The organism is Variovorax durovernensis, from assembly GCF_977011995.1.
In genome coordinates this window covers 4,844,456-4,867,560 of the sequence record NZ_CDRNCW010000001.1, presented here as the reverse complement: position 1 = coordinate 4,867,560, position 23,105 = coordinate 4,844,456, and the positions used below count along the sequence as shown (strand labels likewise).

Sequence of the window (23,105 nt, the reverse complement as noted above, 5' to 3'; positions counted from 1 at the left end):
CATCGATCATGAAAACCCCGCTACGGCGGGGTTTTTTTATGCCCGCGAATTCTTGGCGGCTCATTCAACAAAGCCTCTTCTGGGTTTGTCGGGCATAGCTCGTTTCATAATCACTGCATGACAGAAAACGTGAATGCCGATCCGGCCGAACTGGCCAAGTTTTCAGAACTCGCGCACCGTTGGTGGGATTTGGAAAGCGAATTCCGACCGCTACACGAAATCAATCCATTGCGCCTGGAATGGATTGACGGTATTGCGCCTATTTCGCAGCGCCGAGTGCTCGATATCGGCTGCGGCGGTGGCATCCTGACAGATTCGATGGCCCGCAAGGGCGCGGAAGTGCTGGGCATCGACCTGGCCGGCAAGGCGCTCAAGGTGGCGCAGCTTCATGCGCTCGAAGCCGGTACGCGCGGCGTGAAGTACCGCGAGATCAGCGCCGAGGCTCTGGCCGCCGAGCAGCCGGGGAGCTTCGATGTCGTCACCTGCATGGAAATGCTCGAGCATGTGCCGCAACCGGCGTCGGTGATCCAGGCCTGCGCGGACCTGGTGAAGCCGGGCGGATGGGTGTTCTTCTCGACCATCAACCGAAACCTGAAGTCCTTCATGCTGGCGATAGTGGGCGCCGAATACGTGCTGGGCATGCTGCCGCGTGGGACGCATGAGTACGCGAAATTGATCCGCCCCAGCGAACTGGCCGCCTATTGCCGGGCCGCCGGGCTCGACCTGCGGCACACCCGGGGCATGGAGCACAACCCGTTGACTCGCCGCTACTGGCTCAGTGGCGACACCAGCGTCAACTACATGTTCGCCACCCAGAAGCCGGGCACTCCAGCATGAGCAGGGTCCTGAAGCCACAAGCCGTGCTGTTCGACCTCGATGGCACGCTGATCGACAGCGCCCCCGACCTGGGTGCCGCGGCCGACAAGATGCGTACCGATCGCGGCTTGGCGTCGTATCCGCTCGAAAGATATCGACCGATGGCGGGCGCCGGTGCGCGGGGCATGCTCGGCGTGGCCTTCGGCATCACGCCGGAGTCGCCCGAGTTCGACGAACTGCGCGAAGAGTTCTTCGTGACCTACGAGCGCCGCATGCTGCTCAATACGCAGGTGTTCGACGGCGTTCATGCGTTGATCGGGGCGCTGCGCGAGCAGGGGCTGCTGTGGGGCGTCGTGACCAACAAGTCGATGCGATTCACCGATCCGCTGACGCGTGCTATCTCGCTCTTCGAGACCGCGGGCGCGGTGATCAGCGGCGACACCACGCCGTTCGCCAAACCGCATCCCGAGCCGCTGCACGAGGCCGCACGCAGGCTCGGCGTGCCTTCCGATGCCTGCATGTATGTCGGCGACGACGAGCGGGACATCATCGCGGGTCGGGCAGCAGGCATGCGCACCGTTGCCGCCACCTACGGCTACATGGGTTCGCAAGCCGATTCGGCCCTCTGGAAGGCCGACGCATCAATATCTTCGCCCATGGAGCTCTTGAAGTTACTCAATAGCGCCTAAAATGGTTCGCTTGGGGCTGCACTGGTTTCGACGTGGGTTCGGAGTCGCAGCGGGGCATGTCGAGCTGAATGCGCTCGTAAAACAGATTCAAACAAACTAACTGCAAACGACGAACGTTTCGCACTCGCTGCTTAATTGCCAGTGAGCCTTGTAACAGTTGGCCGATGGGCTGGGCAAGGGGGTCTGGAGCAATCCTGACCTCCCGGCTACAAGGATAATTACATGGGCTGGCTTCGATCCGGGTACCTTGGGTCGAGGCGAGAAAATAGGGTGCTGGCGTCCGGTTTAGCGTGTGACTGCGCGGTTCCGGAAGCGAGACTTAAATCAGATCACTAAACATGTAGAACTGCGCGATGAAGGCTTGCGGACGGGGGTTCAAATCCCCCCAGCTCCACCATAATGTGAAATCCCAACCCTTATCCGGTTGGGATTTTTTTTGCCCGTTCCCCCTGTGTTGGCGCGGTTTCGCGCCTCGGCCTCTTGACCGCCAACCTGCGATTGCGCCCTTTTCCGGCCGCGACTTCCCCGTCTTTCCCTCTCTGTTCTCTGCCGGCCTCTTGACCGGTCAACTGCCCGATTCCTGCACTGGCGCGGGTTTGCAGTCCTCGGGTTGTAGTTTTCACTTGGTCAAGACCAGGCGACCGAGAGCAAAAACTGTCTGATCACTACGCCGTTGCCGTGGGCTGTAGTGCGATGAGGGCCATGCCCGCCAGCGCGATACCTGCTCCGGCCAGATCCCAGCGTGTGAGCGCAATGCCGTCAACGAAGTGGAGCCACACGAGTGCCACGGCGATGTACATCCCACCATAGGCCGCGTAGGTACGTCCCGCCGCAGTGGGGTGCAATGTGAGCAACCACGCAAACAGTCCCAGCGATAGAGCGGCGGGAATCAGCAGCCACGCGGATTTGCCCTGTTTGATGACTAGCCATGGCAAGTAGCAGCCGACGATCTCGGCGACAGCGGTCACGGCAAACAGCACAGCGACTTTCAGGAGTTCCATGTCATGCATCCTGCAATGCTGCGATCAATGGGCAGCGGACATTGCCATTCGTGGCGCAGCAGCGTTCTACGAGATCCGCCAGCACGCGCTCGATGCGCGTCAGGTCGGTAAGCCGTGTTCGCACGTCTGCCAGCTTGTGCTCGGCCTGCTCGCGCGCCTCGGTGCAATGCGATCCATCTTCAAGCTTCAGCAAATCCCCGACCTCGTCCAGGCTGAATCCCAGGCGCTGGGCCGATTTGATAAAGCGCACTCGCGCCAGATCCGGCTCACCGTAGTGACGAATGCCGCCCAGGGGCCGGTCGGGCTCCTGCATCAAGCCTTTGCGTTGATAGAAGCGGATCGTCTCGACGTTGACCCCGGCGGCATCGGCCAGGACGCCGATGGTCAGTGTTTCAAGTGGTTCGCTCATGGTGCTTGACTCCGTACTTAGGTACGGAGGTAAGCTTAACCCATGAGTACAGATCGACCAACAGAGACACAAGGCGGCGGACGCGGCGCGCTGTTGACTGGCGGGCTTGCCGCCATCCTGGCCTCCACCTGCTGCCTCGGCCCGTTGGTGTTGATCACGCTCGGCGTTTCCGGAGCCTGGATCAGCAACTTGACGCTGCTCGAACCCTACCAGCCCTTGTTCATCGGCGCGGCGGTAGTGGCGCTTTTCTTCGCTTGCCGTCGCATCTGGCGACCGGCCACGGATTGCGCTCCGGGGCAGGTCTGTGCGCTGCCATCGGTTAACCGCAGCTACAGGGTGCTGTTCTGGATCGTGGTGGCGCTGGTGGTCCTCGCCCTCGGATTCCCGCTGATCGCGCCCTGGTTCTACTGAAAGGAAGTTGTCATGAAGAAGCTTGTTGCGCTGGCCACATTTGCCGCCTTCGCCTCGCCCTTGTGGGCTGCGACCCAGACCGTCACGCTGTCCGTGCCCGGCATGAACTGCGCTACCTGCCCGATCACGGTCAAGAAGGCTCTGACCAAAGTGTCGGGCGTCAGCAAGACCGACGTGAATCTGGATAGCCGCGAAGCCAAGGTGACATTCGATGACGCGAAGACCGACGTCGAGGCTCTCAAGCGCGCCACCAAGGATGCTGGGTACCCCTCGACCGTGGTGGGGAGTGCCAAGTGACTGCGGTGATCTTGGAATCGACGCTGACCTGTCCCGAGTGCGGCCACGCCAAGACCGAGACGATGCCCACAGACGCCTGCCAGTGGTTCTACGAGTGCGAGCAGTGTCACGCCGTACTCAAACCTAAGCAGGGCGACTGCTGCGTGTACTGCTCCTACGGCACCGTGCCGTGCCCGCCGATTCAGGAGCGCGGCAAGGGGAGTTGCTGCGCCGGTTGATCACCGGAACCGCAGGCGTTCGCGCTGCTCGTCCCATCGCAGCGGGTTGGCGCGTCGCCCGACGCTTTCCAATGTCAAGTGCGCAGCCACGCCAGTGGTGCAGGCTTCCACGATGTCCGGTGCCAATTGCGCCAATCGGGCGATCCGGCTTGCACGACCGAGATCGAGTCCCTCTGCCTCGGCGATCTCGGTGATCGAACTGAACCGTCCGTCGTCCAGCAGGCGCTGCCAGTGGTGCGCGAGGCCGAGTGCCCGCATCAAGGGGGTGTCCTGCGCCATCTCGCGAACCTGCCGCTCACGGCGGGCCTCGTCCAGGAACTCCTGCGGCGCGTCGAACGGCGTGATGACCTGCTTCTTCAAACCCCTGCGCACCAACGTCCAGGGCAGGAAGGTTTCCATCTGCACGCCGCCAGCAGGCAGCGGCGTCTGATACGTCACTGGGTCGCCCCTGGCGTGGCCGCGATGCTTCTTGCTCACACATCCTCCTCAAAACTGGCCATGAGCTGGCGCTGGGCGTGCCAGTCCACCATCAGGCGGTTTCGCTGAAACCACATCAGCGTCAGCCGCCGTGGCTGCTTGCCCGCCATGAACTGCTCAATGATGTCGGGGGCCAGCAGGGTCAGGCGCAGCAGTTCGTTGACCACCGAGTGGTGCAGCTTCTCGGCGCGGGCGATGGCCGACCCGCTCTGCATCGCGCCGGTGTCCAGCAGGTGCTGCCAGTAGAAGGCCCGTGCCACACCGTCGAGCAGTGTCACGTCGTGGATGTGCCGGTCGTCGGCAGCCACGCGTTGGACGCCCCGGCGGCGAAACGTTAGGGGCACAAAGGTTTCCATCGACTCGTCCATCAGGCTTCGACCTCCAGCAGTTCAGCACCAATGCTGTCCGGGGCGAACTCCTCGATGAGCGCGTTCCAACCTACCTCACGCCACTTCACCTTGATCCCCTGCACCTCGCCCGCGTGGACGAGGTCGATGCGCTCGATCATCAGATTGGCGATGCGGTGGCGCTCGACCGGGAACAGTTGATCCCACACGTTGTTGAGGCGTCCCATCGCCATCACGGTGGTGGCCTCGTCGATCTGGGCCCCGTTGCGTTGAATGTGCCGCACCACCGACGCCACGGTCTCCGGGCTGGTCAGCACCGTGCGGATCTGGGCCACCACCGCCCCCTCGATCTCCAGCGCAGGCAGGCGCTCGTAGCCCTTGCCCGGCGCGCCGAACCGCGCTTCCGACTTGGACACGTAGTAGTGGTACTTGCGCCCGTTCTTGCGCGAGTAGGTCGGGTACATCCGCTCGCCCGAGGGTGCGTACAGCAGGCCGCGCAGCAACGCGTCGGTGCGCGACCTGATCTTGGTCTCGACCGACCGGGTGTGGCCATCCTTGGCCAGCACCTCGTGAACCCGGCCCCACAGTCCTGGATCGATGATGGCCTGATGCACACCTGGGTACCAACTGCCCTTGTGCGACAACTCTCCAAGGTAGATGCGGTTGCGCAGCAGCTTGTGCAGGTACTTCTTGTCGATGCGCGTGCCCGCCCGCGTCTGACCGTCCTGCGTCGTCCAGGCCTTGGTGGTGATGTCATCCAAAGTCAGGTTGGCAGCAATCTGGGTGGGCGAGCCGATGGTCAACATCTCCTCGAAGATGCGCCGCACCACCGCCGCCTCGGTTTCATTGATGACCAGCAGGCGGTTGTCGACGTCGTAGCCCAGGGGGGGCACGCCACCCATCCACATCCCCTTGCGCTTGCTGGCGGCTATCTTGTCGCGGATGCGCTCGCCGGTGACCTCGCGCTCAAACTGAGCGAAGGACAACAGGACGTTGAGCATCAGCCGACCCATCGAGGTGGTGGTGTTGAACTGCTGCGTGACCGACACGAACGACACGCCGTGGCGCTCAAACACCTCGACCATCTTGGAGAAGTCGGCAAGGCTACGCGTCAGGCGGTCGATCTTGTAGACCACCACGATGTCGATCTGGCCGCGCTCGATGTCGGCCATCAGGCGCTTTAGCCCCGGCCGGTCCGTGTTGCCGCCGGAGAAGCCGGGGTCGTCGTAATCGTCGGCCACCGGAATCCATCCTTCTGCGCGTTGGCTGGCGACGTAGGCGTGGCCAGCCTCCTTCTGCGCGTCGATGGAGTTGAACTCCTGGTCAAGGCGTTCGTCCGACGACACCCGGCAGTAGACGGCGCAACGTTTGCGTGCCTTGGGAGAGGCGATTTGGGTGGCGTCGCTCATTGCGCACCTGCCTTGCCGGTCAGGCCGAAGAACAGTGGCCCCGACCAGTGCGTGCCGGTGATCTGCCGGGCCACGGCTGTCAGGCTCTTGAAGGTGCTGCCCTCGTACTCGAACAGACCTTCGGCGGTGACCGCCACCTTGTGCTCGCGGTCGCCCCATTCGCGCAGCAGCACCGTGCCGGGCGCGAAGTTGGTGTCGCGCGGCCGTGCCCGCAGCTTGATCTTGGAATGCTTGGCACCGATGGCCTCCAGGCGCTGGCGCGTGTTGTGCGCCAGACCGCCGAAGGCTTCCTCCTGCATCTTGTAGGCGATGCGCGACTCGATGAAGACGCGGTTGGGGTTGATGGGGCGGCTGCTGAAGTACCGATCCCACACTGGCCACAACTCGGCGATGGGCAGGCTCGATAGCTCCGCGATCCGCGCGGCGACTGATGCTTGTTTCTCGTTCATCACAAACTCTCCTGTTGATAGGGGGTTGTATGAACGCGCTGGTCGGGCAGGAAGCCAAGGCCAACTTCTCTCTGTTTTGGCGCTTCTGCGACGACGGTGCGGACGATGGCGGCCGCAAGGATGGCGGTGATTTCACCAGCGCGGGCGCTGGCGGACATCTCCGAGGGAGATGCGAGTTCGAGGTTCTTCATGACGGCTCCGAGGAATTGCAACCGTCACAGATGATGTGCGCGATGTTCCGAAGCGGATGGCAATTCCGGGTAATCGGGCACACCTGGTGGCGTGGCCTCGATGCCCCGGCAGGCCTGTGGTGCCTGTCTGGCAGGGAACCGGATTGCGCGTTAACGAAACAGTTGACAGGCGCCGATCTGCTCGATACGATGGCGTCAATTAACTAATCACGCAATTGGGTCACAACATGGCATTTGGTGCCTACATCAGACAGAAGAGGGAGGCGAAGGGCATTCAGATGAATGACTTCGCCCGGCAGCTGGACATCTCCCCTGCCTACTGGTCGCGCATAGAGCGCGACATCGAGAAGCCGCCCAAGGACGAGCTGATCCGCAAGGCGGCAGAAATCCTTGGCGAGAATGTCGACGACGCCTTTGTTGAGGCCAGCCGCCTTCCGCCAGACATGCGCGACGACGTGGGGGGCCTGGTACGGATGTATCGCAAGCAAGCGACGGGGGACAAGTGAATGCCGGTGTTGACTCTTGGCTACCGGCATTGCGACCGAAAACGCCCCAGCTACATCAAGAATTCCGAGATTGAGGGCATCGCCGTCTTGGCCCGCCAGCAACTGGTGGATGCTGCTGCCGATGCCATCTCGCTCGCCACCCTGAGCGCCATCTCCGGCCTGAAGATCAACGGCGTGGTCTTCGACCTGTTCGTCGGCACCGGTGACGTCGTGCATGACGAGCGCGGGAACCCTGTCCTGGGCATCTGTGAGTACGATCCAGGCGTGCCGGACACCGCGATGGTGTCGGTGTCACCGGTTGGCGTGAACGCCAGCGAGGAGTTGGTACTGAGCACCCTCGGGCACGAGCTCGGCCACGCCATCTTCGATGCGCCAGGATGGATCGTGGATGCCAGCAAGGGGCCGGGTTTGTTCGATGAGCCCAGCGACGCGGCGCGGCGGGCCTACCGCACGACCACCCGTGACGTGGAGCACTTGGCGAAAGTCCAGCCCGTCGTCGAGGCGGCTGCGAGCCCCTCTCTGGCAATTCCAGGCCACACCACCAAGGAAGAATACTTCGCCGAGCTGCGTGCCAACGAGTTCATGGGGTCGTTGCTGGTGCCGCGCCAACGCCTGAATCTGGCGGTCGAAGAGTTGGCTCCGAAACACGGTGTGACGATCCACCGCAGCCCGTCGCTTGATCCCGATTTGCCCGGCACCTGCCTTCACCTGACGGCTGATGGAGATATCGGGTTCTTCGACATCGAATGTTTGCAGAAGGCCGTGGCCAAGCGCTTCGGCGTCAACCGACGCTTCATCCAGGTACGGATGGAGCGCTATGGTCTTCTAAAGCCGGGGGCCAAGATCGTCTGATCAACGCCTTCATCTCGCCGCCGACCGCGTGTCGGCATTTTTTGAACCGTTCAGTTAACCACTCGCGCAATCGCGCACTTCGTTTAGAAAAGGAAATTGCCTATGCCAGCAGACGAACAGATCACCGCCCAGGAACACGACGAGTCGACTGCCGCGCAGCAGCAGTCCTCGAAGCAGGTGCGACCCCGTCAATCGGACGATGGCCCGGAAATCCTGCCGTGCATGGAGCACTTCGTCACCGTGGTGCGCAAAGCCAAGCGTCCCGGCCTCGCCTTGCTCCTGGTCGAACGTGCCAGCGCCACTTCGCTGCCGGAACTGGCAGCGCTGACGGATGCGGCCAAAGGCATCCTCGCGGTGCAGTCCCGCAAGGCGATGTTCCACGCCGTCGCCAAACTTGGCTCGGACGTCCAGCAGCACATCGAGCGTGCGGCCGAGCGCGTGGTGCTGCTCGATGACGAATACGGCACGCAGGCCGTCCAATCCCTCCTTGACGACCAAGACGCCAGCGACGCTGCCGTCTTGGCCACGCCCAGTGACCGGTATAGCCGGGCCCTGCACCTCTGTCTGCGGCAGGATTTTCCGGAGGTCGGTGCCAAGCGCGATCAGCGCTTCGACAACGCCGAGCGCTTGCAGGTGATGCATCGCCAGTGGAAGAGCGAGAACTACTCCAGCCACTACCTCGGCCCGAAAGGCGTGGTGCCGAGCATTGATGCCGATGTTGAGGGTGTGTTGCGCGGGCGCATTTCGGCGCTGTTCCCGCAAGTGGCTTCTGACCAAATCCTCATCGAGCAGTTCACGCGCCGTGATCTTGCGCATGCCGACCGCTGCGGCGGCAAAGACACCGACGAGGTCGCGCCCGTGCTCTTGCACACCCTGACTGCAACTTTCAACGGATCGACGGCGCACTTCCGGCAGGTTGCCAACGGCGAGGTGGTCGAGCACGAAGAACCTGCAGCGATGTCGGCCAGCTTCTCGTGGGAGCCCGGCACCGGTGCGCTCGGTGTGTTCTGCGAAGACCGTGAGGTGCGCCGTGAACTGGCGACCATCTTCCGCGATGTCGTTTTGGCGTGCGACGGGGAGATCAACGACATGCCGATGCGCGAGTTCGACCTGTTCGGCTTCTCGACACCAGCGATGCTCAAGCGCATTGAGCAGGAGCGTGTGGCGGGCATTGAAAAAATCTCGATCCTGCAGATCAAAGTCGCCCGGCCCTTCGAGCAGCAAACCACCGACGCCGCCAATGGGCGTGATCTGATCCAGCACCTGTCGAGCACGATGCTGATCGGCAAGGATCGGCGTGATACCCGCCAGATCTATCAGGTCGCCTATGACGACTATGGCATCGACGACCTGACGGGATACACGCTGGCGCAGGTGAAGCTGGTGTTCCGAATGGCCAAACAGCCGCACCGCAAGGCCCACAACGTTGCTGTCCAAATCACGTCGCCGAACGGCCTGAACGACAAGAGCAAGACCGAGGATGACCGCAAGCGCGTGCTGGAACAGCTCACGCGAATTGGGGTGCTCCGTGAGTTCTGATGACGCTACCGCGAAGTCGGCACATCTGAGCTTTCTGGCAGCGCTGGAGCGGCTGCCCCGGGTCGATTCCCGCGTCAGGGCGGCCGAGCTCGGGCGATGCAGACCAACGTTTCTGCAGCGACGATGGATCACGGAAGAGGACTACCTCACACATCTGATGGTGCCCGTCCTGGATTCTGAGCAGGAAGTCGAGGTTGAGATCGATCACGACGCGGCGGTGTACCGGTACCGCAGTCCCCAGCAGCGGTCACGAACGGTTGAGCGACCTCTTGCCGACATCGCGCTGTATACCTTCCAAGTGGATGCGTGGCTCGCCGACTTGGCATCCTTGATCGGCATCGAAGATCGACGACGATCCGACCGTCGACATCGCGTGCCGGGCCACCTGTGGCACCTCGGGGAAGTACGAATCGCTTGCACACACGACTTTGCCCCGGTGTTCGTTGCCAGAGCGTGGGAGCGTGCTCCTGTTGCCGCGATGACCTCGGTGTTGAGCGACCCAATCTGGTCGCGTGGCGGCATCGTATTGCGGCATCAGCGAGATCCCGTTGATCTGCCCCGTGACCATGTCATGCGCGTGCTGGACGAGTTCGTTCGCGTGGACGACGGCCAGGACGTTTTCGACGCGAGCGCATTCGACAGGGTGCTGCGTGGCTACGTCACGCCCAGCGGTGCGCCAGAGCCGGTTGAGTTCTTCCAAGGCAATCGACTGAAGCTGCCCCACTTCACCGAGTCGCGTGAGCTGTCTGCGGAGCGCGCCAAGATCGTCAAGCAGATGTGGAGTGCCGACGGGAAGAACGCGCCAGAGGTGTCCTGGGCCGAGGTCAACAGGATCGCCAATACCGGCTACCAGTCGTTCGATGACGCCTTCGGCGGAAAGGCTGAACGCGAGGACGTGATCGCATTGGTCAAGCGCGGCAAATACCGACTGCGACGCAACACATAAACGCGCCCATAAATCAAACCAGACACGGGCCATAAACCCGTGCGGAGACTTCGATGTGCCCATTTCATCTAGGAGGCACATCGAAATGCAAACTCAAGTTCCATCAATCGAATCCGGTCGGAATCCCCGCCGGATGAATCCCGGCGGTGCAGCCTGCATCGCGCTCGACGAAAACGAGCTCGCCATCCGCTGGGGGCTCTCCGTCAAGACTCTGCGCCGCTGGCGTCAAGAGCAGCTTGGCCCGATCTACTGCAAGCTCGGTCGCCGGGTCACCTACCTCCTGCACGAAATCGAAGCCTTCGAGCGCCGCGTCTCGCGTTACTCGAGCTTCACTCGTGCGTACCAGTGAGGAGGACGGCCATGAGCGATCTGACCATCTTCCCTGTCGACATCGCCGAGATGTCTGTGAGCCAATTGGCCGCGCTGCCGCCCGCGCAGAAGCGCGAGGTCGACAAGAACCTCGACGCCGCCATCGACTGGCTCAAGAAGGCACGCACCAAGTTCGACGCGGCGCTGGAGCAGTGCTACGGCGAGCAGGCACGCGCCGCGCTGCGTGAATCCGGCCGTGACTTCGGTACCGCCCACATCAGCGATGGCCCGCTGCACATCAAGTTCGAGCTGCCCAAGAAGGTCAGCTGGAACCAGAAGCAGCTGGGCGAAATCGCCGAGCGCATCGTGGCCTCGGGCGAGAAGGTCGAGGGCTACCTCGACGTCAAGCTCTCAGTGTCCGAGTCCCGGTACATCAACTGGCCACCTGCGTTGCAGCAGCAGTTCGCGGCCGCCCGCACAGTCGATTCCGGCAAGCCGTCCTTCACCCTGAGCACCGATGGGGGTGAGGCATGAAGAGGCTACCCATCGTGTCCGCCGTCGAGCGGATGGCCGAGCGCAAGGGCGTGAAGCTGCTGATGCTGGGCAAGTCCGGCATCGGCAAGACGTCCCGGCTCAAAGACCTCGACCCCGCTACCACGCTGTTCCTTGACATCGAGGCAGGCGACTTGGCTGTCGCCGACTGGCCGGGCGACACCATCCGCCCGGCGTCCTGGCCCGAGAGCCGCGACTTCTTCGTGTTCCTCGCAGGCCCCGACAAGTCGCTACCGCCGGAGAGCGCGTTCTCGCAGGCGCACTACGACCACGTCATCGAGAAGTTTGGCGATGCGACGCAGCTCGGTCGCTACCAGACCTTCTTCCTCGACTCGATCACGCAACTGTCTCGCCAGTGCTTTGCGTGGTGCAAGACGCAGCCCGGGGCGGTCAGTGATCGTTCCGGCAAGCCCGATCTGCGCGCGGCCTACGGGCTGCTCGGCCAGGAAATGATCGGCGCGTTGACCCACCTGCAGCACGCCCGTGGCAAGAACGTGGTGTTCGTGGCGATCCTCGATGAGCGACTGGATGACTTCAATCGCAAGGTGTTCGTCCCGCAGATCGAAGGCAGCAAGACCAGCCTGGAGCTGCCCGGCATCGTCGATGAGGTCGTGACGCTGGCCGAGATCAAGGCCGAGGACGGTAGCTCCTACCGCGCCTTCGTCACGCACACCGTCAATCCCTACGGCTTCCCGGCCAAAGACCGCAGCGGTCGTCTCGACCTGCTGGAGCCGCCGCATCTCGGCGCGCTGATCGCCAAGTGCGCGGGCGCAGTTCCCACGCCCGCCAGCGCCGCCAACCCCGCACACATCGAATCTCAGGAGTAATCGCAATGACCGCATGGAATGACTTCAATGACGCCGACTCTCAGCAATCCGGCTTCGATCTGATCCCCAAGGGCACCGTCGTGCCGGTGCGCATGACCATCAAACCGGGTGGCTATGACGACCCCGAACAAGGCTGGGGTGGCGGCTACGCCACCGAGTCGTTCGAGACAGGTTCTATCTATCTGGCCGCCGAGTTCGTGGTCACCGCTGGCGACCATGTCAAACGCAAGATGTGGAGCAACGTCGGACTTCTCTCGAAGAAGGGTCCGACCTGGGGCCAGATGGGGCGCAGCTTCATCCGCGCCGCGCTCAACAGTGCTCGCAACGTCCACCCGCAGGACAACAGCCCGCAGGCCGCCGCCGCGCGCCGCATCAATGGCTTCGCCGAACTGGATGGTCTGGAGTTCCTGGCGCGCGTCGACATCGAGAAGGACGCCAAGGGCCAAGACCGCAACGTGGTCAAGCTGGCAGTCGAGCCCGATCACCCCGACTACGCCAAATTGAAGGGCGTGCCGCCGAAGGGCAGTCCGGGCGGTGGCAACTCCGGCGCTCCGGCGCAAGCGGCTCCTGCCTACGCCGCGCCTACCCCGCAACGCGCGCCAGTGACGGGCAAACCGTCCTGGGCTCAGTGAGGAAGCGGCCATGAATACAACCGTCTTCACTGCCAGCCACTACGGCGTCGTGCGTTTCGGCGATCTGCAATGCGAGGCCGTCGTCCTCAAGGGCGGCGAGCGCGGCTACGTTCGTCGCCAACTGGCCAAGCTGCTGGGCTTCCACGAGACGCACAAGGGTGGCCGATTTGCCCGGTTTCTGGCCGATTTCGCGCCTAACTCCTTGTCGGCATTGGAGAAAACTCGTGAGCCGATTCTGTTGCCATCAGGTCGGCAGGCGCAGTTCTTCCCGGCGGGGATCATTGCGGACGTCGCGTCGGCGGTGGTCAGCGCCGCCATCAACGGCACGCTGCACAAGGCCCGCCAGGGCATCGTGCCCAACTGCATGAAGATCATGCGCGCGCTGGCCACCACCGGCGAGGTCGCGCTGATCGACGAGGCGACGGGCTACCAGTACCACCGCGCGCCTGACGCGTTGCAGGAACTGATCTCCAAGCTGCTGCGCCAGTCGTGCTCTTCGTGGGAGCGCCGCTTCCACCCGGACTACTACCGCGCCCTCTACCGGCTGTTTGGCTGGAAGTACCAGGGCCACGACCAGAACCCGCCCCACGTTGTTGGCCAGATCACGCAGCGCTGGGTCTATGGGCCGGTGTTGCCCGCCACGCTGATTGACGAGATCCGTGCTCGCAAGGGCATCTCGCAAAAGCACCACCAGTGGCTGTCCGATCAGGGCCTCGCACGTCTGGAAACGCAGATTCATGCGGTGACCGCGATTGCGCGCAGCTCAACCTGCTACCGCGACTTCGACCGCCGTTGCGAAGCGGCCTTCGCAGGCGGCTCGCTGCAGTTGGGCCTGCTCGCGGAAGACTTTGAGGAGGTGGCGTGAAATGCTGGGTCTGCAAACGACAGGCCCGGGGATTCGGTCACACCGACAACCGACACGGTGTCGGCGATCCTCGGCGCTACCCCATCGACTGGGTGTTCTGCTCGCAGCGCTGCCAGACCGCGTTCCACGCGATGTATGGCAACTGGCTGCGCGCCAAGGATGGTCGCACCGACATCAAGGGGGTCACTATGATCGATCCCTCTGATATCGAGCTGGCCGCCATGCGCAAGTGCCTCAAGTCCTTCGGCGAGGCGGCGGGCGAGATCGGTTTCACCAAACCGCTGGGCAACTACTCCGAAGCCGAGGCGCTGCAGGTGATCGACGCCATCGTCACTTGCTACACCGAGGCGATGGTTGAACACCACGAGGCGAGCAAGTACCCGCCCGTGCGCGGCATGACGCAGACGCCCGATCCCATGACTCCGAGTGCAGCCAATCCGTTCGCGGATCTGGAGGACGACCTGCCTTGGGAAGAACCGAAGGGGAAGAAGCCATGATGGACTTCAACTCCACGTCGAGCATCTCGGGGCAGATTACCTCGCTGGTCGACGCCGGGATGCAGCGGGCCCGAGCCAAGCAGTCCGAGCGCCAGTACCTTGGTGCCTCGCGGTTGGGCGCTGCCTGCGAGCGTGCGCTGCAGTTTGAGTACGCCAAGGCTCCCGTCGATCACGGCCGGGACACCCCGGGCCGGATGCTACGCATCTTCGAGCGCGGCCACGTCATGGAGGACTGCATGGTCGCGTGGCTGCGCGACGCCGGTTTCGACCTGCGTACCCGCAGGGCCGATGGCGAGCAGTTTGGCTTCTGCGTGGCTGATGGCCGTCTGCAGGGCCACATCGACGGTGTCATCGTCGATGGCCCGGAGGGCTTTGCCTACCCGGCGCTCTGGGAAAACAAGTGCTTGGGCTCGAAGTCCTGGCGCGAGCTGGAGAAGAACCGGCTCGCCGTGGCCAAGCCCGTCTACGCCGCGCAAGTGGCGATCTACCAAGCCTATCTCGAACTGCACGAGCACCCGGCGATCTTCACGGCGCTCAACGCCGACACGATGGAGATCTACACCGAGGCCGTGCCCTTTGACGCAGCCCTGGCCCAGCGCATGTCGGATCGGGCGGTGAAGGTCATCACGGCCACCGAAGCAGGCGAACTCCTGCCGCGCGCCTTCAATGATCCGACCCACTTCGAGTGCCGGATGTGCGCGTGGCAAGACCGCTGCTGGAGAACACAAGCATGACCGACAACAACACCCCGGCCACCGGCATCGAGCCGATGATCGATGCCAAGCAGGCGGCCGCCGCGTTGCGCCTGCCGTACTACTGGTTCGCCGATCACGCGATGCGCACCAAGTACCGGATTCCGCACTACCTGATGGGCGGTCTGGTGCGCTACCGCCTGTCCGATCTCTCTGCGTGGGCCACGCTTACCACCGCCGTCCAGGGCCGTGATGTCCAGGACGCGGACGCACCTGTCGAGGGAGCCGAATGATCGACTTCAACGACACAACCCAATCTGCGGAGCGCAACAGGGAGTCTGAACGAGACGAGATTCGCACCGAACTGCTGGCGCGACTGGAGTCGGTGCTGACCACGATGTTTCCGGCTGGCAAGAAGCGCCGTGGCAAGTTCCTGATCGGCGACATCCTCGGCAGTCCAGGTGACAGCCTAGAGGTGGTGCTCGAAGGTGAGAAGGTCGGTCTGTGGACGGATCGTGCCGACAACTCAGGCGGCGACATCTATGCGCTGATCGGCGGCTACTGCGGCATCGACGTTCACAGCGACTTTCCCCGCGTGCTGGACGCCGCTGCTGACCTGCTCGGGCGCTCGCGGTCGCTACCGATGCGTAAAGTCAAGAAGGAAGTACCGGTCGACGATCTCGGTCCAGCCACGGCCAAGTGGGATTACCTGGACGCCACAGGCAAGCTGATTGCGGTCGTCTACCGCTACGACCCACCCGGTCGCAAGAAGGAGTTCCGGCCGTGGGATGCCAAGCGACGCAAGATGGCTCCGCCTGAGACACGTCCGCTTTACAACCAGCCGGGGCTCCTGTCGGTAGACACAGTCGTCCTGGTTGAAGGTGAGAAGTGCGCACAGACGCTGATCGGCTTTGGCATTTGTGCCACCACTGCGATGCACGGAGCCAACGCGCCGGTTGACAAAACCGACTGGTCGCCGCTGGCAGGCAAATCTGTGCTCATCTGGCCCGACAAGGACAAGCCGGGTTGGGAATACGCGGATCGAGCCTCCCAGGCGCTGCTGCTGGCTGGTGCAAAGTCCTGCTACATCCTGTACCCGCCCGAGGACGCTGCTGATGGCTGGGATGCGGCCGATGCCAAGAACGAAGGCTTCGATGTCGCGGGCTTCATTGCTCATGGCCCGCGCCTTCAGATGCATCTCATATCGGACGACCCCGAGCGCGATCCGACAAGCGCTGGTGGCGGAATCGAGGACTCGGTATGGGGCACCGAGGACGCGCTGGCGCTGTCATTCACGCGCCGCTATCACCGCGACTGGCGCTATGTCGCGGGCTGGGGTCGGTGGCTGGTCTGGGATGGTCTCCGCTGGCGCACCGAGGACACCTTGGCTGCCGCCGATCTCATCCGCCACGTCTGTCGTCACGCTGCTATCAACGCCAACAACCCCAAGGTCGCGGCCAAACTTGCGGCATCCAGCACCGTGGGCGGTGTCGAACGGCTGGCACGGGCGGATCGCAGGCACGCGGCCACGACCGACGAATGGGATGCAGATCCGTGGCTGCTCAACACACCTGGTGGCGTCGTCGACCTTAAGACCGGACGTCTACGCCCACACGACCGCGCCGACCGGATGACCAAGATCACCACGGCCACACCCGGTGGCGACTGCCCAACTTGGCGGCAGTTCCTCGATGAGGTCACGGGTGGTGACAAGGAGCTGCAGGTCTATTTGCAGCGGATGGTGGGCTACGCGCTGACCGGATCTACCCGGGAGCACGCCCTATTTTTCCTGTACGGCACTGGCGCGAATGGCAAGTCGGTGTTCGTGAACACGTTGGCCACCATCCTCGGCGATTACGCCACCAACGCGCCGATGGACACGTTTATGGAAACGCGCACCGACCGGCATCCGACCGACATGGCCGGTCTGCGTGGGGCGCGCTTCGTGGCGGCAATTGAGACCGAGCAGGGGCGGCGCTGGGCAGAGTCGAAGGTCAAGAACCTGACCGGGGGCGACAAGATCTCTGCGCGCTTTATGCGGCAGGACTTCTTCGAGTTTTTCCCTCAATTCAAGTTGTTCGTCGCGGGCAATCACAAGCCTGCCATTCGCAACATTGACGAGGCGATGAAGCGACGGCTGCACCTGATCCCCTTCACGATCACCGTGCCGCCCGAGCGACGAGACAAGCACCTGCAGCAGAAATTGCTGGCCGAGCGCGACGGCATCCTGGCCTGGGCGGTACAGGGATGCCTCGACTGGCAACGCCTGGGACGTCTCGATCTCCCGCAGCAAGTCGTCGACGCCACTGAGGAGTACTTCGAAGCCGAGGACGCGTTGGGCCGGTGGCTGGATGAGCGCTGCGTTCGTGTGGCCACTGCGAAGTCTTTGACTGCCGAACTGTTCAACGACTGGAAGCTGTGGGCCGAGGCAGCGGGTGAATTCATCGGCTCGCAACGCCGCTTCTCCGATCTGCTCATCACCAGGGGCGTGGAGAAGTGGCGCAACGGCATGGGCGTGCGCGGGTTTCAGGGGATCGGGCTCAAGACCCCGCCCACGGCCGCCTACACGCCTTATGCCGACAACTGATCTCTATGGAAACCGCATCGTCTGACGCAGCTGACGCTGTTCCTCGTAACTCTCTACACGCGTGCGTGACGCGCACCTCATGGAGTGTTTCGACTGACTGCGTCGGCTGCGTCAGACAGAAGCGCGAAAGGATAAAAAGCATGAACACGACAATCCTGGCCCTTGATCTGGGCACACACACCGGGTGGGCTCTGCAGCACCTGGACGGCACCATCACCAGCGGCACGGAGCACTTCAAGCCGCAGCGATTTGAAGGCGGCGGGATGCGTTTCCTTCGATTCAAGCGCTGGCTCAACGAACTGCTGTCGGTCAGCAATCACATCAACGCGGTGTTCTTCGAGGAAGTTCGGAGGCACGCTGGCGTTGACGCGGCGCACGCCTACGGCGGATTCATGGGGCACCTGACTGCGTGGTGTGAACATCACAACATCCCCTACCAGGGCGTTCCGGTCGGCACGATCAAGAAGCACGCAACCGGCAAAGGCAACGCGGGCAAGGACGAAATGATCACGTCCGTCCGCGAGCGTGGTCACACCCCAGTCGACGACAACGAAGCCGACGCACTGGCCCTGCTGCACTGGGCAGTCGAGACGCAGGAGGTGTGACGTGAAGGTTCCGACACCCCAATACCGCTGCCCCCTTGGTCGGCTGCAGCCACAAGCCACCGATCTGGACGTCATCAAGGAACGTGGCTGGCGTGATCAACACATCCTGGTGGTCAACGCGTCCGACGACCGTCTGGACTTCATCGAACGCGAGATCGTGCGACGCATTGGTGAACGCCTGTACGGGCTGGGAGGGACGCGTCATGGCTGAGTGGACAACCGACGACGTGGCAGCACGCTTCGAGGAGGCCGCCACCACCGGACGACGCCTGCCCCCTGTACGTGTGCAGGGCTACTTCAATTGCTGGCCCGCCTTCGTTCGCAAGGAATGGGAAGCCTTTGCTGCCGACGAGAAGGTGTACCGACCCTTCCCACCAAGCCCCGAGGCCATTGACCGGATGCTGGAGACGATGCGCTGGGTGCAGTGGCTCGAGGTCGAGCAGCGCCACCTTGTGTGGATGCGGGCCAAGCGCTACGGCTGGAGGGACATCACCATCCGCTTTGCCTGCGACCGTACCACTGCGTGGCGGCGCTGGCAGCGGGCAATGGAGGTCGTGACCGCGAACCTCAACAACGAAGGCGTGCGGATGCCTTCCAAAAACGTGGGCAATTTAGGGTAACGCTTGCCGCGTTTGTCCTTGCTTTGCCTTGCTTGTCCGTTTCGAGGCCCGGCAGCCCTGCAACAAAACAGCCCGGTCGGGGGTAGTATTTCGGCTATCTTCTGGACAGCGGTGACGGTTGAGGCCGAGCGCTTGGCAATAGGCCCAGGCAAAAGGGGTCCTTCCTTCCCAAATCGCAATGCGGGGGGCGCGAGCGCGGCATTCGCCTAGCGTCCGACTGCAAACCAAGGTTTGCAGGGTTTGCGGTTTGCACGCGCCCGCCAGTCCGCACCCATCACGAGCCCGCCCACGGTTTTCCGTCGGCGGGTTTTCTTTTTGAGGAATCGATTTTGAACACGCTCAACGTCGAGTACCGCAAGGTCGAAGCGCTGGTTCCCTACGCCCGCAATCCACGCACGCACACCGATGAGCAGGTGGCCAAGATCGCCGCCAGCATCGTCGAGTACGGCTGGACGAATCCGGTGCTGGTCGATGGCGACAACGGTGTCATCGCCGGGCATGGACGGCTCGCTGCTGCCCGCAAGCTCGGTCTCGACGAGGTGCCGGTGATCGAGCTGGGCCACCTGACGCCGGCGCAGAAGCGCGCCTACGTCATCTCCGACAACCGCCTCGCGCTCGAAGCTGGGTGGGATGAGGAACTGCTGGCGCTGGAGCTGGCTGAGCTGTCCGAAGCGGGCTACGACCTGGCGCTGACCGGGTTCGACGAGTCCGAGATCGATGCGCTGCTGGCCGACGAGACGACGGGCGGCGACGGCGAGCAGGAACAGGCAGGCGACGACGCTGCTGACGACGTCCCTGAGACCCCGGCGGTCCCGGTGTCTCGTGCCGGCGATGTCTGGGCGCTCGGTCCGCACCGCCTGATCTGCGGCGACGCCGCCGACTCGGGCGTGGTCGCCGCCTTGATGCAGGGCGAGCGCGCGCGGCTGTGCTTCACATCGCCGCCCTACGGCAACCAGCGCGACTACACGACCGGCGGCATCGCCGATTGGGATGCGCTGATGCGCGGCGTGTTGGCCCAACTGCCGATGGCCGACGACGCGCAGGTGCTGGTGAACCTCGGCCTCATCCACCGCGACAACGAGTTCGTGCCCTACTGGGACGCCTGGCTCGGCTGGATGCGCACGCAGGGTTGGCGGCGCTTCGCCTGGTACGTGTGGGACCAGGGGCCGGGCATGCCTGGCGATTGGGCCGGTCGCTTCGCGCCGAGCTTCGAGTTCGTCTTTCACTTCAACCGCACCAGCCGCAAGCCCAACAAGATCGTGCCGTGCAAGCATGCGGGCCAGGAGTCGCACCTGCGCGCTGACGGATCGTCCACGGCGATGCGCAGCAAGGACGGGGAAGTCGGCGGCTGGACGCATGCGGGTCAACCGACGCAGGACACTCGGATTCCCGACTCGGTGATCCGCGTGATGCGCCACAAGGGCAAGATCGGTCAGGACATCGACCACCCAGCTGTGTTCCCGGTGGCGCTGCCGGAATTCGTGATCGAGGCCTACTCGGATGCTGGCGACGTCGTGTTCGAGCCCTTTGGCGGCAGCGGCACGACGATGCTGGCCGCTCAGCGCACCGGTCGTGTGTGTCGCAGCGTTGAGATCGCGCCGGAGTACGTGGATGTCGCCATCAAGCGCTTCCAGCAGAACCATCCCGGCGTGCCCGTGACGCTGTTGGCAACAGGCCAGTCGTTCGACGAGGTGATCAATGAACGTCAGGCCACCACGGAGGTAGAGCAATGACCGCCTCCTGGTTTGCCGACAAGATCGAGCAGTGGCCGACCGCCAAGCTGCTGCCCTATGCCCGCAACGCGCGCACCCACTCGGACGATCAGGTGGCGCAGATCGCCGCGTCAATTGCCGAGTTCGGATTTACCAACCCGATCCTCGCCGGTAGCGACGGCGTCATCGTGGCCGGGCACGGACGGCTTGCTGCTGCGCATAAGCTCGGTCTGGAGGTGGTGCCGGTGGTCGTACTGGATCATCTGAGCCCGACACAGCGTCGGGCCCTGGTGATCGCGGACAACCGCATCGCCGAGAACGCGGGCTGGGACGACGCGATGCTGCGCATCGAGATCGCGTCCCTCCAGGACGACGACTTCGACGTGTCGCTGACCGGCTTCGATGCCGATGCGCTCGCCGAGTTGATGGCGGGCGACGAGCCGGATGCCGAAGGCGAAACCGATGACGATGCGGTACCCGAGGTCAGCGAGACTCCGGTTTCGCGTCCAGGCGATGTCTGGCTGCTCGGCGGCCACCGTCTGCTGTGTGGCGACTCCACCGTGGCTGAGAGCTACGACCGGGTTCTCGATGGCGAGCCGGTGGATATGGTCTTCACCGACCCGCCGTACAACGTGAACTACGCCAACAGCGCCAAGGACAAGATGCGCGGCAAGGATCGCGCGATCCTGAACGACAACCTCGGCGACGGCTTCTACGACTTCCTGCTGGCGGCGCTGACGCCGACCATCGGGAACTGCCGGGGCGGCATCTACGTGGCGATGTCGTCCAGCGAACTGGATGTGCTGCAGGCAGCGTTCCGTGCCGCCGGTGGAAAGTGGTCGACGTTCATCATCTGGGCCAAGAACACCTTCACGCTGGGCCGGGCCGACTACCAGCGCCAGTACGAGCCAATCCTGTACGGATGGCCCGAGGGCGCGCAGCGTCACTGGTGCGGCGACCGCGACCAGGGCGACGTCTGGAACATCAAGAAGCCGCAGAAGAACGACCTGCATCCGACGATGAAGCCGGTGGAGTTGGTCGAGCGCGCGATCCGCAATTCGAGCCGACCGGGCAACGTGGTGCTCGACCCGTTCGGGGGCTCCGGCACGACGGTGATCGCCGCCGAAAAGTCAGGGCGGCTGGCACGGCTGATCGAACTCGACCCTAAGTATGTGGACGTGATCGTGCGCCGCTGGCAGGAATGGACTGGCAAGCAAGCCACCCGCGATTCGGATGGCGCGCTGTTCGATGATCAGGCGGCGAGCGACTCCTCGGCGATCTCGCAGTGAATCACAAAGCCCGTCAGGTAGGGCAAACCGCGCGGGATGCCATATTCCTTGCTGGTCTGGCGGCCAATCGTCCAGCCCATCCACTGCCGGGTGGCGGCGTTGATGGCATCTGCAAGGGGCTGACCCCGGTACAGCCCGTTTTGTACCTCGTCGGCAAAGTGGCGTCCGTGGCGGCTGTCGAGGAAGACCCGGACTGATTCGAGGGGCTGACCGGTAGCGTCGGAGATGGCGGTCATCGCCAGGGGCCACGCGGTGCTGGCGTGTTCGTTCATCGTGCCCCAAAAGCCCCAGGCATCGTTCTGGGTGGCGGGCATTTGCTGGTTGGTGTTCATCTCTGGCTCCTTGGGGTTGATCGTTGCGACACCCGTAGTAACGCGCTGTTCGATTGAGAAGCCAAGCTGTTCTTGGCCTCTTTCTCAATCAATTTCGATTACCCGAGACGGGCCACGTACCGGGCGTAGTCGCCGCCCTCTGGATTCACGTAAAGGTAGGGGCGACCCGGTGCGGTGACCTCGACGCAAAGATAGCCGTCGCCGGTGCCGCCACCTTTGCCGCGCAGCCAGTCGCGCGATACCAACAGGCTGCGGGCAAAGGCATCGAACTCGTCGACGGTCAGTTCCTTGGTCTCGGTGACATAGACCTTGGTCTGACCCTGGCCGCCAACTTCGTCCAAGTCGGCAGGCTTGCGGGCAAACGGCAATCGGACGCTCAACTCCTCGACCTGGAAGGTGGTGTCGCCAAACTGCAGGGTGCGCGGGGTGCGTTCGATGGTGATGGTCATGGTGCTCATGAATGTTCTCCTGGGTGTTGGCGTTGCGATCAGGCTTCTGCGGCGATCCGGTAGACCCGCTCGCTGCCCTGGGCCTTGTCCGAGACGATGGTCAGCCCGAGCTTCTTCTTGAAGGCACCGGCAAAGGTGCCGCGCACCGTGTGCGCCTGCCAGCCGGTGGTCTCGCAGATCTGCTGCACCGTTGCCCCTTCGGGGCGCTGCAGCATCTGGATCACCGTGGCCTGCTTGCTGTTCTCGCGGGTGCGAGGTTTGGCGGCCGCCTTTTCTTGCGCCCACGCGGCCTCGGCTGCCGTCACGGCTGCGTCGAGTTCAGGGTCTGCGGCCACTGGCGCAGGCGTTGGCCGGGCGCGCCCCATCGCGTCGTAGCCCTCGGCGGCGACGAACCAGTGGGTGCCGTCGGAGGTGATCAGCGCGCGGTTGAACAGGCCGTCGAGCACCTTCTTGCGTGCGCCGCCTTTGATGTTGTCGGGGAACCAGTCGATCTTGCCGTCGGTGTGTTCGAGGGCGTAAGCCAGGATCGCGTGCTGGGCCGGGGTCAGTTGGGTGGTGGTCATTTGCTTCTCCTTGTGCA

The 23,105-nt window shown here is 63.4% G+C and carries 33 protein-coding genes and 1 other RNA gene; 24 read left to right on the top strand and 10 right to left on the bottom strand.

All coding sequences use genetic code 11. The annotated features are described in order from the left end of the window. The first annotated feature begins 117 nt into the window (after positions 1-117). From ubiG to ssrA, 3 genes are all read left to right on the top strand, one after another. Complete coding sequence (ubiG, locus tag ACWV14_RS23125; protein WP_454903887.1) at positions 118-837, top strand: bifunctional 2-polyprenyl-6-hydroxyphenol methylase/3-demethylubiquinol 3-O-methyltransferase UbiG; 720 nt, start codon at positions 118-120, stop codon at positions 835-837. After that, entirely contained in the window at positions 834-1,505 is a 672-nt protein-coding gene (gene gph, locus ACWV14_RS23120; protein ID WP_454903885.1) for a phosphoglycolate phosphatase, read from the top strand. The genes ubiG and gph overlap by 4 nt, the downstream gene beginning before the upstream one ends. Positions 1,506-1,517: 12 nt before the next feature. Continuing rightward, positions 1,518-1,902: a transfer-messenger RNA gene (gene ssrA, locus ACWV14_RS23115) on the top strand. A gap of 268 nt (positions 1,903-2,170) precedes the next feature. On the opposite strand, the gene ACWV14_RS23110 is transcribed toward ssrA, so the two are convergent. Next, positions 2,171-2,506, bottom strand: a complete 336-nt coding sequence (locus ACWV14_RS23110; protein ID WP_455342716.1) for a YnfA family protein — start codon at positions 2,504-2,506, stop codon at positions 2,171-2,173. A gap of 1 nt (position 2,507) precedes the next feature. Next, positions 2,508-2,915 carry an Hg(II)-responsive transcriptional regulator gene (merR, locus tag ACWV14_RS23105; RefSeq protein ID WP_295642936.1) on the bottom strand — a complete coding sequence of 136 codons (408 nt, stop codon included), beginning with the start codon at positions 2,913-2,915 and terminating at the stop codon, positions 2,508-2,510. 42 nt (positions 2,916-2,957) lie between these two features. Between merR and merT the strand changes: the two genes are divergently transcribed. From merT to ACWV14_RS23090, 3 genes are read left to right on the top strand one after another with little or no spacing between them, the layout of a single operon-like run. Beyond that, the gene (merT, locus tag ACWV14_RS23100) at positions 2,958-3,326 is read left to right on the top strand and encodes a mercuric ion transporter MerT (RefSeq protein WP_455342715.1); all 369 of its coding nucleotides are present in this window, start codon (positions 2,958-2,960) and stop codon (positions 3,324-3,326) included. A 12-nt stretch (positions 3,327-3,338) separates the two neighbouring features. Further along, the gene (merP, locus tag ACWV14_RS23095) at positions 3,339-3,623 is read left to right on the top strand and encodes a mercury resistance system periplasmic binding protein MerP (protein ID WP_295642940.1); all 285 of its coding nucleotides are present in this window, start codon (positions 3,339-3,341) and stop codon (positions 3,621-3,623) included. After that, on the top strand, positions 3,620-3,841 hold the full coding sequence (locus ACWV14_RS23090; RefSeq protein ID WP_162077709.1) for a GDCCVxC domain-containing (seleno)protein: 222 nt from the start codon (positions 3,620-3,622) through the stop codon (positions 3,839-3,841). Before merP ends, ACWV14_RS23090 begins: the two co-directional genes overlap by 4 nt. Here the strand turns inward: ACWV14_RS23090 and ACWV14_RS23085 are convergent, their stop codons facing one another. From ACWV14_RS23085 to ACWV14_RS23065, 5 genes are read right to left on the bottom strand one after another with little or no spacing between them, the layout of a single operon-like run. Then, positions 3,842-4,318: a LacI family transcriptional regulator gene (locus tag ACWV14_RS23085; protein WP_295642943.1), complete on the bottom strand. Its 477-nt coding sequence runs from the start codon at positions 4,316-4,318 to the stop codon at positions 3,842-3,844. Beyond that, positions 4,315-4,686 (bottom strand): site-specific recombinase resolvase, encoded by a 372-nt coding sequence (locus ACWV14_RS23080; RefSeq protein WP_455342714.1) that lies wholly within the window; start codon positions 4,684-4,686, stop codon positions 4,315-4,317. Before ACWV14_RS23080 ends, ACWV14_RS23085 begins: the two co-directional genes overlap by 4 nt. Next, entirely contained in the window at positions 4,686-6,074 is a 1,389-nt protein-coding gene (locus tag ACWV14_RS23075) for a recombinase family protein (RefSeq protein ID WP_295642947.1), read from the bottom strand. The genes ACWV14_RS23080 and ACWV14_RS23075 overlap by 1 nt, the downstream gene beginning before the upstream one ends. Continuing rightward, entirely contained in the window at positions 6,071-6,523 is a 453-nt protein-coding gene (locus ACWV14_RS23070) for a DUF2924 domain-containing protein (RefSeq protein WP_013246687.1), read from the bottom strand. Before ACWV14_RS23070 ends, ACWV14_RS23075 begins: the two co-directional genes overlap by 4 nt. Then, positions 6,523-6,714, bottom strand: coding sequence for a hypothetical protein (locus tag ACWV14_RS23065; protein WP_295642956.1), 192 nt, complete (start codon positions 6,712-6,714; stop codon positions 6,523-6,525). Before ACWV14_RS23065 ends, ACWV14_RS23070 begins: the two co-directional genes overlap by 1 nt. A gap of 227 nt (positions 6,715-6,941) precedes the next feature. Between ACWV14_RS23065 and ACWV14_RS23060 the strand changes: the two genes are divergently transcribed. The 18 genes from ACWV14_RS23060 to ACWV14_RS22975 all read left to right on the top strand — a co-directional run bounded on the left by ACWV14_RS23060 (position 6,942) and on the right by ACWV14_RS22975 (position 21,744). Beyond that, a complete protein-coding gene (locus tag ACWV14_RS23060; RefSeq protein ID WP_058719261.1) occupies positions 6,942-7,220 on the top strand; it encodes a helix-turn-helix domain-containing protein in 279 nt (92 codons plus the stop codon). Continuing rightward, on the top strand, positions 7,221-8,072 hold the full coding sequence (locus tag ACWV14_RS23055) for a hypothetical protein (protein WP_295642959.1): 852 nt from the start codon (positions 7,221-7,223) through the stop codon (positions 8,070-8,072). Positions 8,073-8,174: 102 nt separating this feature from the next. Continuing rightward, positions 8,175-9,611: a hypothetical protein gene (locus ACWV14_RS23050; protein ID WP_295642961.1), complete on the top strand. Its 1,437-nt coding sequence runs from the start codon at positions 8,175-8,177 to the stop codon at positions 9,609-9,611. Beyond that, positions 9,601-10,557: a hypothetical protein gene (locus tag ACWV14_RS23045; protein WP_295642964.1), complete on the top strand. Its 957-nt coding sequence runs from the start codon at positions 9,601-9,603 to the stop codon at positions 10,555-10,557. The genes ACWV14_RS23050 and ACWV14_RS23045 overlap by 11 nt, the downstream gene beginning before the upstream one ends. 85 nt (positions 10,558-10,642) lie before the next feature. Then, complete coding sequence (locus ACWV14_RS23040) at positions 10,643-10,906, top strand: helix-turn-helix transcriptional regulator (RefSeq protein WP_295642967.1); 264 nt, start codon at positions 10,643-10,645, stop codon at positions 10,904-10,906. An 11-nt stretch (positions 10,907-10,917) separates the two neighbouring features. Next, positions 10,918-11,400 (top strand): hypothetical protein, encoded by a 483-nt coding sequence (locus tag ACWV14_RS23035; protein WP_455342713.1) that lies wholly within the window; start codon positions 10,918-10,920, stop codon positions 11,398-11,400. After that, entirely contained in the window at positions 11,397-12,245 is an 849-nt protein-coding gene (locus ACWV14_RS23030; RefSeq protein WP_455342712.1) for an ATP-binding protein, read from the top strand. Before ACWV14_RS23035 ends, ACWV14_RS23030 begins: the two co-directional genes overlap by 4 nt. 5 nt (positions 12,246-12,250) lie before the next feature. Then, complete coding sequence (locus ACWV14_RS23025) at positions 12,251-12,877, top strand: hypothetical protein (RefSeq protein ID WP_295642976.1); 627 nt, start codon at positions 12,251-12,253, stop codon at positions 12,875-12,877. A 10-nt stretch (positions 12,878-12,887) separates the two neighbouring features. Next, positions 12,888-13,742 carry a P63C domain-containing protein gene (locus tag ACWV14_RS23020; protein WP_455342711.1) on the top strand — a complete coding sequence of 285 codons (855 nt, stop codon included), beginning with the start codon at positions 12,888-12,890 and terminating at the stop codon, positions 13,740-13,742. After that, a complete protein-coding gene (locus ACWV14_RS23015; RefSeq protein WP_295642982.1) occupies positions 13,739-14,239 on the top strand; it encodes a DUF6511 domain-containing protein in 501 nt (166 codons plus the stop codon). Before ACWV14_RS23020 ends, ACWV14_RS23015 begins: the two co-directional genes overlap by 4 nt. Further along, positions 14,236-14,973, top strand: a complete 738-nt coding sequence (locus tag ACWV14_RS23010) for a PD-(D/E)XK nuclease family protein (protein WP_295642985.1) — start codon at positions 14,236-14,238, stop codon at positions 14,971-14,973. The genes ACWV14_RS23015 and ACWV14_RS23010 overlap by 4 nt, the downstream gene beginning before the upstream one ends. Next, a complete protein-coding gene (locus ACWV14_RS23005) occupies positions 14,970-15,224 on the top strand; it encodes a hypothetical protein (protein WP_295642988.1) in 255 nt (84 codons plus the stop codon). Before ACWV14_RS23010 ends, ACWV14_RS23005 begins: the two co-directional genes overlap by 4 nt. Then, a complete protein-coding gene (locus ACWV14_RS23000) occupies positions 15,221-17,518 on the top strand; it encodes a phage/plasmid primase, P4 family (protein ID WP_295642992.1) in 2,298 nt (765 codons plus the stop codon). The genes ACWV14_RS23005 and ACWV14_RS23000 overlap by 4 nt, the downstream gene beginning before the upstream one ends. A 140-nt stretch (positions 17,519-17,658) precedes the next feature. After that, positions 17,659-18,123: a crossover junction endodeoxyribonuclease RuvC gene (locus tag ACWV14_RS22995; RefSeq protein ID WP_295642995.1), complete on the top strand. Its 465-nt coding sequence runs from the start codon at positions 17,659-17,661 to the stop codon at positions 18,121-18,123. 1 nt (position 18,124) lies between these two features. After that, a complete protein-coding gene (locus ACWV14_RS22990) occupies positions 18,125-18,334 on the top strand; it encodes a hypothetical protein (RefSeq protein WP_295642998.1) in 210 nt (69 codons plus the stop codon). Continuing rightward, positions 18,327-18,743 carry a DUF6362 family protein gene (locus ACWV14_RS22985; RefSeq protein WP_455342710.1) on the top strand — a complete coding sequence of 139 codons (417 nt, stop codon included), beginning with the start codon at positions 18,327-18,329 and terminating at the stop codon, positions 18,741-18,743. Before ACWV14_RS22990 ends, ACWV14_RS22985 begins: the two co-directional genes overlap by 8 nt. Positions 18,744-19,072: 329 nt before the next feature. After that, positions 19,073-20,476 (top strand): site-specific DNA-methyltransferase, encoded by a 1,404-nt coding sequence (locus ACWV14_RS22980; protein WP_455342709.1) that lies wholly within the window; start codon positions 19,073-19,075, stop codon positions 20,474-20,476. Continuing rightward, entirely contained in the window at positions 20,473-21,744 is a 1,272-nt protein-coding gene (locus ACWV14_RS22975; protein ID WP_455342708.1) for a site-specific DNA-methyltransferase, read from the top strand. The genes ACWV14_RS22980 and ACWV14_RS22975 overlap by 4 nt, the downstream gene beginning before the upstream one ends. On the opposite strand, the gene ACWV14_RS22970 is transcribed toward ACWV14_RS22975, so the two are convergent. The 3 genes from ACWV14_RS22970 to ACWV14_RS22960 form a co-directional block, all read right to left on the bottom strand. Further along, positions 21,708-22,076, bottom strand: a complete 369-nt coding sequence (locus tag ACWV14_RS22970; protein ID WP_455342707.1) for a hypothetical protein — start codon at positions 22,074-22,076, stop codon at positions 21,708-21,710. The genes ACWV14_RS22975 and ACWV14_RS22970 overlap by 37 nt on opposite strands. 98 nt (positions 22,077-22,174) lie before the next feature. Beyond that, on the bottom strand, positions 22,175-22,534 hold the full coding sequence (locus ACWV14_RS22965; RefSeq protein ID WP_147073291.1) for a hypothetical protein: 360 nt from the start codon (positions 22,532-22,534) through the stop codon (positions 22,175-22,177). A 29-nt stretch (positions 22,535-22,563) separates the two neighbouring features. Next, on the bottom strand, positions 22,564-23,088 hold the full coding sequence (locus ACWV14_RS22960; protein ID WP_147073289.1) for a DUF3489 domain-containing protein: 525 nt from the start codon (positions 23,086-23,088) through the stop codon (positions 22,564-22,566). Positions 23,089-23,105 lie beyond the last annotated feature (17 nt).

Bases quoted from the DNA above. Each gene is read 5' to 3' on its own strand.
- ACWV14_RS23110 (WP_455342716.1), bottom strand. From the start codon at position 2,506: ATGGAACTCCTGAAAGTCGCTGTGCTGTTTGCCGTGACCGCTGTCGCC.
- merR (WP_295642936.1), bottom strand. From the start codon at position 2,915: ATGAGCGAACCACTTGAAACACTGACCATCGGCGTCCTGGCCGATGCC.
- ACWV14_RS23075 (WP_295642947.1), bottom strand. From the start codon at position 6,074: ATGAGCGACGCCACCCAAATCGCCTCTCCCAAGGCACGCAAACGTTGC.
- ACWV14_RS22965 (WP_147073291.1), bottom strand. From the start codon at position 22,534: ATGAGCACCATGACCATCACCATCGAACGCACCCCGCGCACCCTGCAG.
- ACWV14_RS23040 (WP_295642967.1), top strand. From the start codon at position 10,643: ATGCAAACTCAAGTTCCATCAATCGAATCCGGTCGGAATCCCCGCCGG.
- ACWV14_RS23060 (WP_058719261.1), top strand. From the start codon at position 6,942: ATGGCATTTGGTGCCTACATCAGACAGAAGAGGGAGGCGAAGGGCATT.
- ACWV14_RS22985 (WP_455342710.1), top strand. From the start codon at position 18,327: ATGGCTGAGTGGACAACCGACGACGTGGCAGCACGCTTCGAGGAGGCC.
- ACWV14_RS22960 (WP_147073289.1), bottom strand. From the start codon at position 23,088: ATGACCACCACCCAACTGACCCCGGCCCAGCACGCGATCCTGGCTTAC.
- ACWV14_RS23005 (WP_295642988.1), top strand. From the start codon at position 14,970: ATGACCGACAACAACACCCCGGCCACCGGCATCGAGCCGATGATCGAT.
- ACWV14_RS23020 (WP_455342711.1), top strand. From the start codon at position 12,888: ATGAATACAACCGTCTTCACTGCCAGCCACTACGGCGTCGTGCGTTTC.
- merP (WP_295642940.1), top strand. From the start codon at position 3,339: ATGAAGAAGCTTGTTGCGCTGGCCACATTTGCCGCCTTCGCCTCGCCC.
- ACWV14_RS23025 (WP_295642976.1), top strand. From the start codon at position 12,251: ATGACCGCATGGAATGACTTCAATGACGCCGACTCTCAGCAATCCGGC.
- ACWV14_RS22975 (WP_455342708.1), top strand. From the start codon at position 20,473: ATGACCGCCTCCTGGTTTGCCGACAAGATCGAGCAGTGGCCGACCGCC.
- merT (WP_455342715.1), top strand. From the start codon at position 2,958: ATGAGTACAGATCGACCAACAGAGACACAAGGCGGCGGACGCGGCGCG.
- ACWV14_RS23050 (WP_295642961.1), top strand. From the start codon at position 8,175: ATGCCAGCAGACGAACAGATCACCGCCCAGGAACACGACGAGTCGACT.
- ACWV14_RS23065 (WP_295642956.1), bottom strand. From the start codon at position 6,714: ATGAAGAACCTCGAACTCGCATCTCCCTCGGAGATGTCCGCCAGCGCC.
- ACWV14_RS22970 (WP_455342707.1), bottom strand. From the start codon at position 22,076: ATGAACACCAACCAGCAAATGCCCGCCACCCAGAACGATGCCTGGGGC.
- ACWV14_RS23070 (WP_013246687.1), bottom strand. From the start codon at position 6,523: ATGAACGAGAAACAAGCATCAGTCGCCGCGCGGATCGCGGAGCTATCG.
- ACWV14_RS23000 (WP_295642992.1), top strand. From the start codon at position 15,221: ATGATCGACTTCAACGACACAACCCAATCTGCGGAGCGCAACAGGGAG.
- gph (WP_454903885.1), top strand. From the start codon at position 834: ATGAGCAGGGTCCTGAAGCCACAAGCCGTGCTGTTCGACCTCGATGGC.
- ubiG (WP_454903887.1), top strand. From the start codon at position 118: ATGACAGAAAACGTGAATGCCGATCCGGCCGAACTGGCCAAGTTTTCA.
- ACWV14_RS23055 (WP_295642959.1), top strand. From the start codon at position 7,221: ATGCCGGTGTTGACTCTTGGCTACCGGCATTGCGACCGAAAACGCCCC.
- ACWV14_RS23030 (WP_455342712.1), top strand. From the start codon at position 11,397: ATGAAGAGGCTACCCATCGTGTCCGCCGTCGAGCGGATGGCCGAGCGC.
- ACWV14_RS23035 (WP_455342713.1), top strand. From the start codon at position 10,918: ATGAGCGATCTGACCATCTTCCCTGTCGACATCGCCGAGATGTCTGTG.
- ACWV14_RS22995 (WP_295642995.1), top strand. From the start codon at position 17,659: ATGAACACGACAATCCTGGCCCTTGATCTGGGCACACACACCGGGTGG.
- ACWV14_RS23010 (WP_295642985.1), top strand. From the start codon at position 14,236: ATGATGGACTTCAACTCCACGTCGAGCATCTCGGGGCAGATTACCTCG.
- ACWV14_RS23080 (WP_455342714.1), bottom strand. From the start codon at position 4,686: ATGGACGAGTCGATGGAAACCTTTGTGCCCCTAACGTTTCGCCGCCGG.